This window comes from Sphingomonas faeni, from assembly GCF_040407565.1.
GTDB classification, from domain to species: domain Bacteria; phylum Pseudomonadota; class Alphaproteobacteria; order Sphingomonadales; family Sphingomonadaceae; genus Sphingomonas; species Sphingomonas faeni_F.
Genome location: NZ_JAPZPR010000001.1, coordinates 887,118 through 903,889, shown reverse-complemented (window position 1 = coordinate 903,889; position 16,772 = coordinate 887,118). Strand labels below are relative to the sequence as shown.

General features: G+C 65.8%; 12 protein-coding genes. 3 read left to right on the top strand and 9 right to left on the bottom strand.

Translation table 11 applies throughout. From position 1 onward, the window contains the following. Positions 1 to 22 precede the first annotated feature (22 nt). Positions 23 to 919, top strand: a complete 897-nt coding sequence (locus tag O6Y00_RS03945; RefSeq protein WP_353441287.1) for a LysR family transcriptional regulator — start codon at positions 23 to 25, stop codon at positions 917 to 919. Positions 920 to 956: 37 nt separating this feature from the next. On the opposite strand, the gene O6Y00_RS03940 is transcribed toward O6Y00_RS03945, so the two are convergent. Then, positions 957 to 1,235 (bottom strand): helix-turn-helix domain-containing protein, encoded by a 279-nt coding sequence (locus O6Y00_RS03940; RefSeq protein WP_353441286.1) that lies wholly within the window; start codon positions 1,233 to 1,235, stop codon positions 957 to 959. 297 nt (positions 1,236 to 1,532) lie between these two features. Here O6Y00_RS03940 and O6Y00_RS03935 point away from each other — a divergent pair, with 297 nt between their 5' ends. Continuing rightward, a complete protein-coding gene (locus O6Y00_RS03935; RefSeq protein ID WP_353441285.1) occupies positions 1,533 to 2,879 on the top strand; it encodes a gluconate:H+ symporter in 1,347 nt (448 codons plus the stop codon). Beyond that, complete coding sequence (locus O6Y00_RS03930; protein WP_353441284.1) at positions 2,869 to 3,603, top strand: FadR/GntR family transcriptional regulator; 735 nt, start codon at positions 2,869 to 2,871, stop codon at positions 3,601 to 3,603. The genes O6Y00_RS03935 and O6Y00_RS03930 overlap by 11 nt, the downstream gene beginning before the upstream one ends. Positions 3,604 to 3,627: 24 nt before the next feature. Here the strand turns inward: O6Y00_RS03930 and O6Y00_RS03925 are convergent, their stop codons facing one another. The 8 genes from O6Y00_RS03925 to O6Y00_RS03890 all read right to left on the bottom strand — a co-directional run bounded on the left by O6Y00_RS03925 (position 3,628) and on the right by O6Y00_RS03890 (position 16,765). Then, a complete protein-coding gene (locus O6Y00_RS03925) occupies positions 3,628 to 4,677 on the bottom strand; it encodes an SMP-30/gluconolactonase/LRE family protein (protein WP_353441283.1) in 1,050 nt (349 codons plus the stop codon). Then, a complete protein-coding gene (locus O6Y00_RS03920) occupies positions 4,670 to 6,187 on the bottom strand; it encodes a tryptophan halogenase family protein (protein ID WP_353441282.1) in 1,518 nt (505 codons plus the stop codon). The genes O6Y00_RS03925 and O6Y00_RS03920 overlap by 8 nt, the downstream gene beginning before the upstream one ends. A 7-nt stretch (positions 6,188 to 6,194) precedes the next feature. Next, positions 6,195 to 7,232: a cupin-like domain-containing protein gene (locus O6Y00_RS03915; RefSeq protein WP_435368579.1), complete on the bottom strand. Its 1,038-nt coding sequence runs from the start codon at positions 7,230 to 7,232 to the stop codon at positions 6,195 to 6,197. Then, positions 7,229 to 7,963: a SapC family protein gene (locus O6Y00_RS03910; RefSeq protein WP_353441281.1), complete on the bottom strand. Its 735-nt coding sequence runs from the start codon at positions 7,961 to 7,963 to the stop codon at positions 7,229 to 7,231. Before O6Y00_RS03910 ends, O6Y00_RS03915 begins: the two co-directional genes overlap by 4 nt. Positions 7,964 to 8,157: 194 nt before the next feature. Then, entirely contained in the window at positions 8,158 to 11,361 is a 3,204-nt protein-coding gene (locus O6Y00_RS03905; protein WP_353441280.1) for a TonB-dependent receptor, read from the bottom strand. Between the two features lie 532 nt (positions 11,362 to 11,893). Beyond that, a complete protein-coding gene (locus tag O6Y00_RS03900; protein ID WP_353441279.1) occupies positions 11,894 to 13,183 on the bottom strand; it encodes an MFS transporter in 1,290 nt (429 codons plus the stop codon). Further along, a complete protein-coding gene (gene manD / locus O6Y00_RS03895) occupies positions 13,171 to 14,382 on the bottom strand; it encodes a D-mannonate dehydratase ManD (RefSeq protein WP_353441278.1) in 1,212 nt (403 codons plus the stop codon). The genes O6Y00_RS03900 and manD overlap by 13 nt, the downstream gene beginning before the upstream one ends. 10 nt (positions 14,383 to 14,392) lie before the next feature. After that, positions 14,393 to 16,765, bottom strand: coding sequence for a glycoside hydrolase family 3 N-terminal domain-containing protein (locus O6Y00_RS03890; RefSeq protein ID WP_435368587.1), 2,373 nt, complete (start codon positions 16,763 to 16,765; stop codon positions 14,393 to 14,395). Positions 16,766 to 16,772 lie beyond the last annotated feature (7 nt).

The window sequence follows — 16,772 nt, the reverse complement described above, 5'->3', positions numbered from 1 at the left end:
ACACATGCGATAGATCCGGTCTATGATCGAACGCTATCTGCTGCGGTATTTCCTCGCGGTCGTCGACCAGGGCAATTTCACGCGCGCGGCGGCGCAGTGCCGGGTCTCGCAGCCGACGCTGTCGGTCGGGATCGCCAAGCTGGAAGCGGCGCTTGGCCAAACGCTGATCCTCCGGACCAACCGCCGCATCGAACTGACTCCCGGGGGTACGCGGTTCGTCCTGCATGCCCGTCGGATCGAGGCCGAATTCACGGAGGCCGAGCGCGATTTCCAGGATGCGGCCCCGACCAAGCTCATCCGTCTCGGCATCGCATCGACGCTCCCCCCATCATGGATCGCCCAGGCGCTGACGCGCGCGCAGCATGCGTCCACCGGCGAACGGCTCGAAATCGTCGAGGGGCGCAACAGCGAGTTGTCCGGCCTGCTCGATCGTGGCCGGATCGATTGTGCGCTCGGTATCGTCGGCGACGATCCCCGCGGCATGCTCCTGTTCGACGAAGGATTTGCGGTTGCGGTATCGAACGATCATCGGCTGGCGAAGCGGGACCGGCTCGGCATTGCCGACGTTGCCGGCGAGACCATGATCGTCCGCCGCCACTGCGAGGCGCTGGCCGAGACGAGCCGCTTCTTCACGGCGCACGGCGTCCGTCCGTTCATGGCCGCGCGCACCGTCAGCGACGACCGCGCGCTCGCCTATGTTCGTGCAGGGCTCGGCATCACCGTCATGCCGCGCTGCTTCGCGTCCGAGGGGATCGCGATGATTCCGCTGACCGGGTTTACCGCCACGCGTCGCGTCGGGTTGCTCATCGCCCCGGACGCCGCATCCCGACTGGCCGACAGCACGATCTTCCAGGCCATCGGCGAGACGTTTCGCGGACTGAACGCCCTCAATGACGGACAGGCTTCGTCCCGGATCTAGCCGGGATCGCAGGAAGGGCCGGCAGCAATCGCTGCGATCAGGACGCCAGCGCGAGCAGCGCCGGCGCCAGATCCTGCGCGGCGATCGCGACCTGCGTCCGGTTACGGACGTTGAGCTTGCGCATCAGCGCGGTCATGTGCGCTTTCACGGTCGCCTCCGCGATACCGAGGTCGAATGCGATCTGTTTGTTGAGCAAGCCGGACCGGACGCCGTGCAACACCTTGATCTGCGTCGGCGTCAGTCGCGGTTGCGCCACAACGGACAAAGACGCGGCGGCGGCGTGCTGCAATCGGTGTGCATAGACGGTCCCTTCCATGATCATCCTCCTCTGACGTCCTGCGATCGCGTCACGGTACATCGCTGCGACACGGCTGGATCGATCGTCCGTCCGATCCGATTATACGGATTCGGTTGGACAGATTTATCTATGGTCCGTGATATCGGTACCATTCAAGCATTTTTTGTGTCGTTGCAAAAAAACCTGTCCTACAGATGACATCGAGATACCGGCAGGCGAAGGCGCCGTCGGAACAGGGGAGGCATGGATGCCAAACGCAGTGAACGATTCACCGATGGTCACGATTGCCATCGGCGGTTCCGTGGCGGGCGCGCCGTGATCGGTAGCGACCTCCGGCTGGTGATCGCCGCGGTCTCCGGAATTCTGCTGGCCGTGCTGATGATCGTCCGCGGCCGGCTGCATCCGTTTATCGGCCTGTTGTGCGGGGCCTTCACGGTCGGGCTGCTCGCGGGCCTGCCGCTGCCCGATGTTGCCAAGGCAGTGCAGAAGGGTGTCGGCGACATCATCGGCGGCACCGGGCTCGTCGTCGCGCTTGGCCTGTCGCTCGGCGCGATGCTGCATCTGTCGGGCGCCGCCGCGTCGCTGGCCAAGGCGGCGCTGAACCTCACCGGTGCGCGAGCCGCGCCCTGGGCGACGCTTGGTATCGCGATCATCGTCGGGCTTCCGCTGTTCTTCGAGACCGGGCTTGTCCTGCTCCTGCCGATCGTGGTCGCAGCGGCGGAGGAGATGACGGGCAAGGACGGGGCCGAGCGCGATGCCGCCAAGCTGCGTCTCATCATGCCCGCGCTTGCCGGACTGGGCGTGGTGCACGCGCTCGTTCCGCCGCATCCGGGGCCGTTGCTGGCAGTCGAGGCGCTTGGCGCCAATCTCGGCCGCACGATGCTGTACGGCATCCTGATCGCGATCCCGACCGCGGTGATCGCCGGGCCGTTATTGGCGAAGTTCACGACGCGCGGCGTGCGGCTCGCGTCGCCGGTCATCACCGATACCGGGCTCGATATCGCGGTGCCGCCGCGGATGTTGTCGTTGTTAATCGTGCTGCTTCCCGTCCTGTCGATCGCTGTCGGCGAGATCGGCCAGATGGTCCCGGCGTTCAAGGGCGCGGCCGGGCTCGTCGCCGCGAGCAATCCCGTCATCGCGCTGCTGCTAACCAACCTGATCGCGCTGCCACTGCTGTTCGGACGGCGGCTGCGCGACGTCGCGATCCAGGAGGCGGTGTGGCACGAGACGATGGGCGCGGCGGGCGCCATCCTGCTGGCGATCGGCGCGGGCGGAGCGTTGAAGCAGGTACTGGTGACCGCCGGCCTGTCCGATCTGCTCGCGCGAACCGTGCTGATGTATGCTATCTCTCCGTTGCTGCTCGGCTGGCTGGTTGCGGTTGCGATCCGCCTCGCTGCGGGTTCGGCGACCGTCGCGACGATCACCGCGGTCGGGATCATGCCGGGCGTGGTCGCCAGTTCGGGCGTGTCTCCCGAACTGGTCGTGCTGGCGATCGGCGCCGGATCGGTGTTCTTCAGCCATGTGAACGATCCGGGCTTCTGGCTGGTGAAGAGCTATGTCGGGACCAGCACGGCGGACACGTTCCGTACCTGGTCGCTGCTCGAGACAACGATATCGGTCGTCGGCCTGATCTTCGTGATGGCGCTCAGCCATGTCGTATGAGACCCGCGAAGTCTCGGCGCCAGGCGAACCGGAAGATCGCCCGGTCGCGACCGAGGGGCGGCTGGCCGATCGCGCCTATACCGCGATCGTCGGGATCATCACCGACGACCACCTTGCCGTCGGCGACCGCCTTCCCTCCGAGACGCGTCTGGCGGCATCGTTCGGCATGTCGCGAACGATCGTGCGCGAGGCGCTTGCCCGACTGGCCTCCGACGGGATCACCCAGACACGGCTCGGTGCGGGCTCCTACGTCAAGCGGCGGCCGTCGGAACGGCTCGGATCGCACATGCCGATGGACGCGCTCGCAGCGACGCTCGGCACCTACGAAGTTCGCTTCGTCCTGGAGGCGGAGACAGCGCGGCTAGCCGCGCAGCGGCGGTCGACCCACCAGCTCGAGGCGATCGAGCAGGCCCTGGGGGCGTTGCGCGCCGCGTTGCTATCCAATGCACCTGCGCACGACGAGGACTGGCGGCTCCACCGCGCGATCGTCGAGGCGACCGCGAACGCCGCGTTCCTGCCGGTCTTCGATCATCTGCACGACGCGGTGATGCGGATCTTGCGCGCCGGCGTCGACATTTCCCGCTCGCGCGCGTCCGAGGTGATCGGCGCGATGATGGAGGAACACGACGCGATCGTCGATGCGATCCGCGAACAGGATGCGGACGGCGCCGCGCTCGCGATGCGCTGGCATCTGTCGCAGGGGCGCAAGCGATTGATGCCGTAACCGCGCCGCCGTCCGGGGCTCGCGTCAGTCCGACCAGCCCGGCTGGAGCGCGAGCCGCAGGACCCGGTCGTTGGCGGTCATGTAGAGCGCCCGTCCGCGTTCGCCGAACGCACAATTGGCGATCGGCGCGCCGGTCGAGACCAGCGCCAGCGGTTCCGCCTCCGGTGTCAGGACCATCATTCCACCCGGCACCGAACAGACCAGCGTGCCGTCGCGCGCGATCTTCATGCCATCGGGCAGGCCCGGTCCGCCGCGCGCCTGCATCGGTTTCGCATCGAGCCAGATCCGACTGCCGCGCGGACGACCGGATGCGTCGAGATCGTACACCATGATCCGCGGCGCCGAATCGTCGGATACCGAGACGTACAAATGTCGCTCGTCCGGCGACAACGCGATCCCGTTGGGCCGGGTCAGGCCGCCGTCAAGCAGGTCGACCGCGCCGCCCGGTCGCCACCGGTAGACGCCGTTGATCGCGAGTTCCTTCAGCGGCGAGGCGTCGTACCCGGTCAGGCCGTACGGTGGATCGGTGAAATAGATCGTTCCGTCGCGCGCGACGTGCAGGTCGTTCGGGCTGTTGAACCGCTTTCCCTCGTAGCGATCGATCAGCACCTCGCGGCGGCGGCTGACGAGATCGAACCGGTCGATCGACCGCCCGCCGCTGTTGGCGATCAGCAGCCTCCCCGCGTGATCGAGCGCCAGCCCGTTGGCGCCGGGTTCGCGAACGCGCGCCGGATCGGTGCCGCCCGCCCCCGACGGTTCGAGGAACGGCGTGGCGACACCACCCGCCTGCCAGCGTCGGATGATATTGGCGGGCGGGTCGGAGAACAGCAGATATCGGCCATCTTCCACCCACACCGGCCCTTCCGCCCAGCGAACGCCGCGCGCGATCACCGAGATCCGGGCATCGCGCGCCACCAAGCGGTCGAACGCCGGGCTCAACCGCAGGATCTGCGGATCGTCCGCCGCCGCGCTGGCACCCCCCGCGAATGTCGGCGTCGCGAGTAGCGCCAGCGCGCCGGCGAGCACCTTGCGTCGATCAGGCTCGATTTCAGTGCGCGCCGACGGCTTACGCATCGGCGGGGCAATAGCTGCGCAGGAAATCCTCGTGGGTCGGCAGGACGGCGACCTGCCGTGCGACGTTCGCCTTCATGTCGGCCATCACCTGGCGGAGCCGTGGCTCGCCCATGATCTGGCCCATTCGGTGATGCTGCCGGGGCGACAGTCGCTGGCCGGTCATCACCTGCGCCCAGGAATCGATGCGGAAGATTTCCTCGCCGTCCTGGAACACCATCCCGCTTTCGCGGAACAGCGCGATCCGGTCGCGCAGTGTGTCGGGAATCGCCATCGTCCGGCACCCATCCCAGAACGCGGTGTCGTCGCGCTCGGTCAGCACGTAATGCAGGACGATGAAATCGCGGATCCGTTCGAGATCGCCCGCCGCCTGTTCGTTGTAGCGCTTGGCGATCGCCGCATGGTTCCCAGCGAACGGAAACACCTGCAACAGCCGCGTGATGCCGATCATGGCAAGATGGATCGCGGTGGATTCGAGTGGTTCGACGAACCCGCCGGCGAGCCCGAGTGCGACGCAATTGCCGCGCCATGCATCCTGGCGGCGGCCGGGCTGGAAGCGGATCAGGCGCGGATCGAACAACACTTCGCCCTCGACCTCGGCGAGCAATCGCGCCTGCGCTTCGTCGGCGGAAAGATGGCGGCTGTCGTAGACGAGGCCGTTGCCGACGCGGTGCTGGAGCGGGATGCGCCAGCGCCACCCGGCACCGTGTGCGATGGCGCGGGTATAGGGTACCGCCGGCCCGACCGAGACGGTCTGGGTGACGACCGCGCTGTCGGTCGGCAACCAATGCCGCCAATTCTCGAATGGCGAACCGAGCGCCTGCCCGATCAGCAGCGCACGGAAGCCGGTGCAGTCGATAAACAGGTCGCCGGTGATCCGTTCCCCCGATCGCAGCACCAGCGCCGCGATGTCGCCGCTCTCGCCGTCCTGCTCGACGCGGTCGATATATCCTTCGATACGACGTGCCCCCGCCCCTTCGGCAAGCGAACGCAGGTGGCGCGCATAGCGACCGGCGTCGAGATGATAGGCGTAGTTCAGTTCGGGCATGCCGCCGGACTTCGCGGTCCCGTTGCCGCTCCCGGTGGCGAACCGCCCGGCGTCGGCGGCCTGAAGTTCGAGACAATAGTCGCCCAGTTCGCCGCCATAGCCATCCTCGCGCGCCTGAAGCCAGAAATGGTGGAATGCGCCCATCCAGGTCGACTGGCCCGTCTCGCCGAACGCGTGGATGTAGCGATCGCCGATCCGCGCCCAATTCTCGAACGATATGCCGAGTTTGAAGGTGGCGCCGGTCTCCGCCATGAACCGCTGCTCGTCGATCCCGATCAGCCGGTGGAAGGCGCGCGCGGTCGGGATGGTCGATTCGCCGACGCCGATCGTGCCGATCTCTTCCGATTCGACCAAGGTCACGTCGACCAATGCCCCCAGCTGCTGCGCGATTGCCGCCGCAGCGAGCCATCCGGTCGTGCCACCGCCGGCGATCACCACGCGCCGCAATTTCCGCCCGTCTGTCATGGCAATCCTATCGGTTGAGGCGTTGGAGGATCTGCGCACGCAGGCGGCGCGCAGTGCCGGCATCCAGTTCGCCGAGAGCACCGCGGGCATGCGGCGGCAGGTGCTCGGCGGGGCGGTCCGCCGGGCCGAACACATAATAGTCGAACAGCGCCCGCCACGCCTGTTTCTCACCCTCGGGACGGTCTCGCAGGCTCAACATCGCATGGAGCAGCGTGGTCATCGGCGTATCGACGAACGCTGGCACGTCGTTCCACCAATAATTGATCATCACGTTGAACGCGTCGAGCGCCTCGACCTGGTGCCACCACAAGGCGGGGTAGACGAGCATGTCGCCGGGTTCCAACTCCGCGACGCGTGCCGTGCCCAGCGCCTCGCGGAACCCCGGATGACGGGCGTAATCGGGATCCTGGAAATCGACCATGCTCACCACCTGCCCGCCCGGTGTCGGTTCGAGCGGTCCGGGATACAGGTTGGCGACCTGGTCCGGGGGGAACAGCGTAAAGCGGCGCCGTCCGACCATCGGGCAGGCGATGTTGTTCGACATATCCCAATGCGCGGCCGCGGTCGTGCGGTTGCCGATCCAGATGCTGGCGAGCGGCGTGCTGGCCGCAGCGATATCACCGTCCGCGACGACCGGGTTTTCCGCGCGCAAGCCGGGGAAATACGTGTCGAGATCGGTCGAACCAAGATAGACCGACTCCGCGTCGTCACCGTCGCCGCCACGCTGTATCCGGTCGAGATATTCGGCCAGCGGCGCGCGTCCGCCCGCGTAGTTCATGCCCTTGAGTTCGGCGTCGTAAAAGAAGCGTCCGTGGATCGCAGGTGCGCCGACGAAGCCGATCACCGGGCGCTTGGCATCGAACCGCAGGAGATAGTCCATCGCCGCATCCGCGCCCTGGCGGCCAGCCTCCACCAGCGGCAAATCGGTCGCCACGCCCTTCAGAACGACCGGTTCACCCGCCGCGACGAGAGCGCCGAAGTCGATGTCGCCGCGACGCAGTCCCTCGATCGTGCGGACGGCAGGCAGCGGGAGGCCCCCTTTCACCGCGCGAGCCTGGCGATCTTGAGGTCGATCAGCCGCGAGACGTTGCCGAGCGACGCCATCGCCCAGAATGCGGCCTGCAGGAACCCGCGCTCGTGCAATCGCGCCAGTGCCGCACCGTCGAGGCTCGCTATCCGATCGGCGGCGATCGTGAAGAGGTCGTCGAGCGTGTAGCGCGTCGCATCGTCGAGCGCGATGTCGAGCGCGACCGGCTCGACCAGGCCTTCCGCCTCGAACGCCGCGAACATCGCGTCGCTCGTCATCACGCCGACATGGATCCGTCTCAGAATCTCGGTGATGCCCTCGAGATACGGGGTGTTGCCGCCATGCTCGAGAAAAACCCTGTGTCCCGCGCCCCGCCCTTCGCCGTGCGCGATCCGGGGATGATCGAGGTCGACATGGATCATCGGCTCGCCATCGGCGTCACCCTCGTTCGAGCGGTGCAGGCCGATCGAAAACGGTCCGCGCTGCTGCAGCGCCGGGACATAACGGGCCTGCCAGCCGCCGTCTCCCAGGAACAGGTTCTCGTCGCGGTCCAGACCGAGCAAAACAACCGACTGGAACCGCCCGTCCTCGCTCCGGCGGAACAGGATGGGATATTCGCGTTGCAGATCCTGCCATTCGGTCGGGAAGACCAGAACCTGGTTTACCGCATCGCCGAACGCCGGCCCGTGTCCCATCGCGACGGTCAGATCGTGATGGTCGATATTGTTGAGAAGTACGAGTTGCGTCACGTCTGGCCTTTTTCCTGTCCGCAAGCGGCAATCGCCGTTCCGCAGCATCATGCCAGACCGCGAACCAGACGCAATCCGACATGGCCGTGGGTCGGCCAAGGGCACGACCAGCGCATCGACCCGGCTGGATCGAAGCCAACCGGAAAGCGAACGGGGCGGCCGTTTCGGACCGCCCCGTCACCCGTCGTTTTCGTTCAGAAGCGGAAGCGACCACCCAGGAGGAAGCGACGCCGCAGTTCCTGCCCGAACCAGAGCTCGCTCTCGTCGCGACCATAGGTCCGGAGCTTGGTTTCGGTCAGGTTGATGCCTTCGACCGATACCGCGAAGCTCGGCGTGATGTCGTAGCTGATGTTCGCGTCGAGCTGACCGAACGACTTGGTGAACTCCGGATTTTTCGAATTGCCGCGATTGATCCCCGACAGGAACTTGTCGCGCCAATTATACGCGATCCGTGCCGACAGACCGTATTTGTCGAAAATCAGCGTCGCGTTGAACGTATCCGACAAGCCGAGCAGTGCAAACTGGTTCTCGGTCGTCGGCCCCCCGATGTTGAACCCGACATCGCCGCGCACCAGCGTATAGGCGGCACTGACGCCGAACCCCGACGATCCGAAGAAATGCTGCCCCGCCGCTTCGAAGCCGTAGATCTCGGCGTCCTTGTTGTTGATCGGCTGGGTCAACTGGAACTGATAGAGCACATCCGTTCCGTTGGCGATCACGTCGCGCGAGCTGTTGATCTGCTTGACGAAATCGTCGTTGAGCGCGCGCGCAGTAGCACTGTAGTTCGCCTGGAACACCGTGGTCGCCGCGCCGATCGAGCCGGTCTGGTCGAGCAACGCCGTCATTGCGAACAGATTGACGTCGCTCTGGTCGGCCCCCAGGGCCTGCAACGCCGCCTTGGCTTGGCCCGAGCGCGTTCCCGCAGCACCCGAGCTCGGATCCCTCAGCCCGAACAGCGTGGTCGAGCTTTGGCCGTTACCGATGAAGTTGCGGACGCGCTTGTCGAACACACCGAACGACAGATAGCTGTCCGGCTTGTAATACCATTCGAGCGACGCATCGAGATTGTCCGATTCCAGCGGGATCAGTTTCGCGTTGCCCGACGTTCCGGTCGCTACACCGCCATTGGCGATCGGGCGCGATGGTCCGGCGACGCTGGTCGACGTGAACAGATTGCTATATTCCGGCCGCGCGATCGTTTTGCTGAACGAAAGGCGTCCGATCAGATTGTTCTTCAGCTCGACCTGAAAATCCATCGACGGCAGGAAATTATTGTAGGTCCCGCTGTCCGTCAGGAAGCTGCTCTGGTTCGAAAGCACGACGAGATAATCGTTGTCGGAAACCCAGTTTATCCCAGCGGGTACGGCCACGAGCGATGTCGACGTGGACTTCGTGTGCTCGTAGCGCACGCCGGCGACGAGCGTTGCGGGCAAAGGCCCGAGTTCCCCCTTCCACGTGACCTGCCCATAGGCCGACCAGATTTTCTCGCGGACCCGGTTGTCCTCGGTTGCGGTAGTTGCGACCGCATTTCCCGCCTTGCTGTAGAACGGCGACAGCGCCGAGTAGATGGCAGCGGCATCGCCGCGGAATGCCGTCTGTGATTCCGGATCGTTACCGGGGTCGAAATGCTTGAACTTGCACACCAGACAGAACGCCTGCAGCGCACCGGGTGCCAATTTCTCGACGTCGCCGGGACTGGTGATGCCCCAGTCGCCCAGAGTCTGCTGCATCGACGTCCGCGTCTGGTGCATGTTGGTATCGCGATAATTACCGCCGAAATCGAAGCGACTGCCGCCGCCCAAATCCCAGCCGAAATCGCCGCGCAGTTCCTTCACGCGCTGATCCTGCGCAGACGCGTAGGTGCGCGCTATCTGCGAACCGACCTGAGACACCGTCAGCGGGCCGTTGAGGGTCACGTCCTGTACCGGGATGGCCCCCGTATAATCGACGGAATGCGCGGTGACGACGTTGGCGGCCATGCCGACCAGCGTCGAGCTTTTGCCGTTGGGATTGTCGGGGCGGCTGGATGCCTTGCTGTAATGGCCGTCGAGGTTGAACGTGAAGTTGTCGGTAATTTCCCACTTTCCGTTCAGACCGAAATCCTGGATCCGGCTCTTCTGGCCGCGGTTCTGCGCCTCGAACCCTTCGTCCTTCGCGCCGTTGATCGTCTCGTGCAGATAATTTGCGGTGGCGACCACGGGATTGGCGTCGAACCGGACCTCGTCGAACGGCCGGCTGAACCAATTGGACAGATCCGAGCGGATTTCCTTCTGCGTGTTCTGGGCGAACAACGCGTCCGCGGTCAGCGTGAGCGTCTCGATCGGCTTGAACTGGACCACCGCCTGGCCGTTGATGCGCTCGCGGCTGCCCTCAGCATAATGGTAGCGACTATCATTGGGGAACGCGACGAGCTGGTTCGGATTGGTCGGCGCACCCGTGATCTTCGTGCTGCCATCGCCCTTGACGAAACCGCCCGCCAGGAAGTCCGTATACGACTGGACGTTCCAGTCGTTGGACGTCGCCGCGATCGAGGTGAAGTTGCGCTTCTGGTAGCTGCCGAACAGCGACACGCCGAACCGGTCGGTCGGGTCGGCCCAGCTCAGCACGCCAGACAGCTCCGGCGTCACCTTCGAGCCGCAATCGAGGCAGCCGTCCGTGCTGGTATCGTACACGCCCTTCGCACCGATGCTGCCGGTCAGCCCGCCCTTGCCGTCGAGCGGACGACGCGTGACGACGTTGATCGTCGCGCCGATGCCGCCGGTCGGCACCGAAGCGCGGCCGGTCTTGTAGACCTCCAGCGTGCGGACACCCTCCGACGCTAGATTCGAGAAGTCGAACGAACGGCTTGCACCCTGCGCACTGTCCGAATTCTGATCGCCGCCGACCACCTGCACGTTGGCGGTCGCGAGCTGGCGACCATTGAGCGTGACCAGGTTGTAGCTCGGTCCAAACCCGCGGACGGTAACCAGTGCGCCTTCGCCGTTGGTGCGGTTGATCGATACGCCGGTAATCCGCTGCAACGATTCGGCGAGGTTGGTATCGGGAAACTTGCCGATATCCTCGGCGGAAATAGCGTCGACGATACCGGTCGAGTTGCGCTTGATGGCGATCGACCGCTCAAGGCTGGCGCGGACGCCGGTCACGACGATCTCGTCGCTGCCGGGCGTCTGCGCCGCCAGCGCGGATTCCGAAGAGGGTGCGGTTTGCGGGGTGGTCAACTGGCCCGCTTCGGCGGCCGGATCGGCGGTCGTTCCCGGTGCGGTCGTCGGTTGGGCGTTGGTCGCGTCAGCGCCCGTCTGCGCCTGGCCCCAAGCTACACCCGATAGCGTAAGACACGTGGCAACCGCCACCACGGATGCCGAGCGCGCGAGCGCCGACGATAGACTTCCAGCCTTCATGTTCGTCCCCTCTTGATCGCGATCGCACTGACCGCGTAGTCGCCCCGCCGATCTTTATGTCGGCATGTGCGAGCGCTACCATAAAGCCTGACACAATGATGGCAAGCATCTTTCAAGCAGGGAGAGGATTGGTAATGGGTGTATTCTTATCAATGTTAATCTGGGTGAACGAGTTCATTTCTTCAGATGCTGCAACTGCGAAATCATGACATGCAAAGATTGTTCAGCATTAGCATAGGCATACCAATCGAAATTTAGAGTATGTCGATAATCATGTCTCAAGCGCCGTTCAACGTTCGCAGCCGCACAAGAATGCAGAGGGGCTGACTCGGTATACGACCTTAGTAGGGGGTCTCGATTTGTCGCTCGCATATCCACGGTTGAAGAAACGTTGATCGAGATCAACGATACTGGAACAGGCACCGTCTGACTGAACGCCGCTTCCCTAGCGGCGCAGCGCCGAACATACGCCTCGCTATGGATACTTTGGCAGGTTCGCGCCGATCGCGTCGTATGTCTGCCCGCAAGCGGTTCAGGCAAGCACAGCCGGATCGACCGGCGTATAATGCGGCACGAGCAGATGGATCACGAGCAGCGCGACCAGATACGCGCAGCCGGCGACGACGAAGATCGGCCCATAGCTGCCCACCCCAGCGAGTATCGTGCCGGCGAACTTGGCCATCAACATCCCGCCGAACGCGCCGGCCAGGCCACCGAGACCGATCACCGATCCGCCCACGCCGCGCGGGAACAGATCACCGGGGATCGCGTACACGTTGGCGGAGAAGCCCTGATGGCATGCGCACGCTAGTCCAATTGCCGCAACTGCCCACCAGAGTCCCGGTGCCTGCGCGGCGAAGATGATCGGCAACGCGAACAGCGCGCAGGCGAACAATGCGGTCTTGCGCGCGCGATTGGGCGTCTGGCCGCGTGCCAGCAGCCGCGACGAGAACCAGCCGCCCGCGACCGATCCGACATCCGCCAGCACGTACACGGCGACCAGCGGCGGGCCGAAATCGAGCATCTTCACGCCGTATTGTCGGTTGAAGAAGTCGGGCAGCCAGAACAGGAACGTCCACCATACCGGATCGATCAGGAAGCGGCCGAGCATATATGCCCAGGTCTGTCGCAACCGCAGCAGCGTGCGCCAGCGGACCGGCTTGGCGGCGGGTACGGGATCGGCCTCGATCCACGCCAGTTCCTCGGGCGTGACGCGCGGATGCTTGCGCGGCGATCGGTAGAAGGCGAGCCACGCCACCAGCCAGATCACGGTCAGCGCGCCGGTCGCGATGAACGCCATCCGCCAGCCGAACGTTACCGCGATCACCGGCACGATCAACGGCGTGAGGATCGCCCCGACGTTCGAGCCCGCGTTGAAGATGCCGATCGCCAGCGCGCGCTCGCGTTGCGGAAACCATTCGTTCGCGGCGGCCAACGCGGCGGGGAACGCGCCGGCCTCGCCGATCGCGAGCGGGATACGCGCGAAGATCATCATGCCGGCGCTGGTGAACAGCGCGTGCGCGACATGCCCGATCGTCCACAGCGTCACCGCAACCGCATAGCCGATCTTCGCGCCGACCCGGTCGACGAACCGCCCGAACAATACATAGGCGATGCCGTACGCAGCCTGGAACGCGATCGCGAGATCGGCATAGCCCTGCTCGCTCCAGTTGTAGCGCGCCTGGAGTTCTGGTTTGAGCACCGGCAGCACGAGCCGGTCGATGTAGCTGAGCGCGACGGCGGCGAAGAGCAGCGCGCAGACGCTCCACCGCACTTTGCCGCGCGGCTTCGCGGTCGCGGCGGCGGCGGTCACCAGTTGCACAGCGTGCCGTCCTCGAGACGCGCTACCGGGAGATAGGCGCGCTTATACTCGTAGGTCGTGGCGAGACCCTCGTCGATGTCGACCCCGAGCCCCGGTGCCTCCCCCGGATGCATCATGCCGTCGTCGAAGGTGTATGCATGCGGGAAGACCGCATCGGTCTCGTCGGTGTGCGGCATATGCTCCTGCACGCCGAAATTGGGTACCGACAGCCCGAAATGCAGCGCCGCCGCCATCGCCACCGGCGACAGGTCGGTCGCGCCGTGGCACCCGGTCCGCACCTGATAGAGATCGGCGAGCGACGCGATCCGGCGCAGGTGCGTGATGCCGCCGGCGTGGACGACGGTCGCGCGGATATAGTCGATCAGCTGGTTCTGGATCAGGTCCTTCGCGTCCCAGATTGAATTGAACACCTCGCCCACCGCGATCGGCGTCGTCGTATGATTCCGGATCAGCTTGAACGCGTCCTGGTTCTCGGCCGGCGTCGGGTCCTCGATCCAGAAAAGGTTGTATGGCTCGAGCGCCTTGCCGAGCCGTCCCGCCTCGATCGGCGTCAGCCGGTGGTGGATGTCGTGGAGCAGATGCACGTCCCAGCCCATCGCCTCGCGCGCAGCCTTGAACAGTTCGGGGACGACGCGGAGATATTTCTCGGTCGACCACACGCTTTCGCTCGGCAGGTCGGCATCGGCGGGTTCGTAGCGCGCGCCGTGCTTGGCAACGCCGTAGGTCGAGGCGAGCCCCGGCACGCCGCATTGCAGCCGGATCGCCTTGTAGCCCTTGGCCTGCTCCGCCTTGGCGACCGCGATCGTATCCTCGATCGTCGTGCCGTTGGCGTGCGCGTAGACCATGCACGCATCGCGCGCCGCACCGCCGAGCAACTGGTACACTGGCATCCCCGCAAGCTTGCCCTTGATGTCCCACAATGCCGTGTCGACCGCAGCGATCGCTGCCATCGTCACCGGACCTCGGCGCCAGTAAGCACCCTTGTAAAGATACTGCCAGATGTCCTCGATCCGGTGCGCGTCGCGGCCGATCAGGCACGGCACGACATGATCGGTCAGGTAGCTGGCAACGCTCAGCTCGCGGCCATTAAGCGTGGCGTCGCCTAGCCCTGTGGTGCCGTCGTCGCACTCGATCTTGAGCGTGACGAAGTTCCGCCCGGGTGACGTGACGATGACGCGGGCACTGACGATCCTGGGCATAAGCGGTCCCTCAGGCGATTTCGAGAATGGCGGTCTTCAGCTGTGCCGAACTCGGTCCAGCCATAATCGTGAACAGGCCCGGCTCGACGACCTCACGCATGTCGACGTCCCACAGAGCGAACGCATCCGGGCCGAGCGTGAAGCGCAGGGTTCGCCGCTCACCGGGCGCGAGCGTCACGCGTTCGAACCCCTTCAACTCCATCACCGGTCGCGCCACCGACGAGACCTGATCGCGGACGTAGATCTGTACGACCTCGTCGCCAGCACGCTGCCCGACATTGGCGACGTCGACCTCGACCCCGACGCTGCCCGCGATGCCGATCTTCGCCGCCGACAACCGCGGTGCGCCGATGTCGAAGCGCGTGTAGCTGAGGCCGTGGCCGAACGGGAACAGCGGCGCCGTCTCCGCGAACAGGTAACCGCGCTGCGTCGATGGCTTGCGGTTGTAGTAGAACGGCACCTGCCCGACTTCGCGTACCACGGTGACCGGCAGCTTGGCGCCGGGATTGATCCGGCCGAACAGCGCCTCGGCCATCGCGGTGCCGCCCTCCTGCCCCGGATACCAGCATTCGAGCACCGCGTTCGCCTTCGCGATGACGCCCGGCCAGCTCGGCGGACGCCCGTTGATCGCGGCGATCACGATCGGCTTGCCGAGCGCATGCAGCGCGTCGAACAGCGCATTCTGCTCGCCGACCAGGTCGAGCGTCGTGCGGTCGCCCAGATGATTGGCCGAGAACCCCTCGCGGCTGGTCTGCTCGGTATCGCCGATCGCCAGGATGATCGTATCGGCTTCGCGCGCGACCTCGACCGCTTCGGCGATCAGCGCGCGGTTCTTGGCGGGATCGGCGAGCAGCACCGCGTCCTGCGACCGGTCCTCGCTCTGGGTGATGAACACGCCCTGCGCATGGACGATCGTCGCCGCGCCGCCGACCAGCGCGCGTACGCCGTCGAGCAGCGACACCGTCTGGCGTGGCGGTGCGGAATAGCCGCCGAGCCGCGCGATCGCCGCATTCGGCCCGATCACCGCGATCCTGCCCTTGGGTGCAAGCGGCAGCGTGCCGTCGTTGGTGAGCAGGCACATCGATTTGCGGGCGGCCTCCAGCGCGACGCCGCGTGCTTCCGCGTTACCGGTCAGGCGATCGGCGGCGCGGGGATCGACCGCCGACTCCTCGAACAGGCCTGCACGAAACTTCAACGCCAGCATGCGCGCGCAGGCGGCGTCGACCTGCGCGATCGGCACCGTCCCCGCGCGCACATGGGCGGGGAGCGTGCGATAGGCCAAGCCGTCGGGCAGCGCGCTGTCGACCCCGGCTGCCAAAGCCAGTTTCGCCGCCCCGTTCAGGTCGCGCGCAACGTGGTGGATCGTGTCGAGCTCCTCGATCGCGCCGTAATCGCTGACGATCGCGCCTGAAAATCCCCATTCGCCGCGCAGCACGTCGCCGAGCAGCCAGTGGTTCGCATGGCTCGGCAAGCCGTCGATCTCGTTATAGGACGGCATCACCGCGCCGATCCCGGTGCGCGTCACGACGGCACGGAACGGCGGGAAGAAGCTCTCGCGCAGTTCGCGTTCGCCGATTGGTGCGGGGCCGATATTGTTGCCCGCCTGGGGCTGGCCATGACCGGTCATGTGCTTCAGCGTCGCGAAGACCTTGCCCGGTGCCAGCGTCGTGCTGTCGCCCTGCAGGCCCTCGACCGCGGCGACGCCCATCTCGCCGCACAGATACGGATCCTCGCCGAACGTCTCCTCGATCCGGCCCCAGCGCGGATCGCGCGCGATGTCGACGACCGGCGATAGCGAGAGGTGGCTGCCATGCGCGCGCACTTCGCGACCGATGATCGCCTGTCCGCGCCGCATCAGGTCGCGGTCGAAGCTGCCGGCCATGCCGATCGCCTGCGGGAACATCGTCGCGTCGGGCGCCATATAGCCGTGCAGCGATTCCTCGTGGAAGATCACCGGGATGCCGAGCCGCGTGCCGCGTGCCCAGCGCTGGACCGCGTTGACGAACGCGATCGTCGAGTCCGAGCCGCGAAATCGCGCGCCGGTGCCGCCTGCCACCGCCGCCACCGATGGTCCGCCGCGCAGATCAGATGGGCGCGTCACCTGCCCGAACCCGGCCGGATACACCGCGGTAGCCCGCGCAGGATCGAACGTCAGACCGCCGGGAGTCATCACGTCGGCCTTGGTCGCCCACAGCGAAATGGTCTGGCCGACCTTCTCCTCGAGCGTCATCCGCGCCATCAGATCGCGCACGCGCAAATCGACTGGCGCTCGCGGATCGCGGTAGATCGCGCGGGTGTCGGCGGCCAGCGCGACACCGGGTGCCAGAGCGGCGACCGATGCCGAGCCCAGCCATCCGAGCAGGCGGCGGCGAGTGGTCGCGATCGAGGAA

Excerpts from the sequence above, each read along its gene's own strand:
- O6Y00_RS03945 (WP_353441287.1), top strand. The coding sequence starts at position 23 with ATGATCGAACGCTATCTGCTGCGGTATTTCCTCGCGGTCGTCGACCAG.
- O6Y00_RS03940 (WP_353441286.1), bottom strand. The coding sequence starts at position 1,235 with ATGGAAGGGACCGTCTATGCACACCGATTGCAGCACGCCGCCGCCGCG.
- O6Y00_RS03930 (WP_353441284.1), top strand. The coding sequence starts at position 2,869 with ATGTCGTATGAGACCCGCGAAGTCTCGGCGCCAGGCGAACCGGAAGAT.
- O6Y00_RS03925 (WP_353441283.1), bottom strand. The coding sequence starts at position 4,677 with ATGCGTAAGCCGTCGGCGCGCACTGAAATCGAGCCTGATCGACGCAAG.
- O6Y00_RS03920 (WP_353441282.1), bottom strand. The coding sequence starts at position 6,187 with ATGACAGACGGGCGGAAATTGCGGCGCGTGGTGATCGCCGGCGGTGGC.
- O6Y00_RS03905 (WP_353441280.1), bottom strand. The coding sequence starts at position 11,361 with ATGAAGGCTGGAAGTCTATCGTCGGCGCTCGCGCGCTCGGCATCCGTG.
- manD (WP_353441278.1), bottom strand. The coding sequence starts at position 14,382 with ATGCCCAGGATCGTCAGTGCCCGCGTCATCGTCACGTCACCCGGGCGG.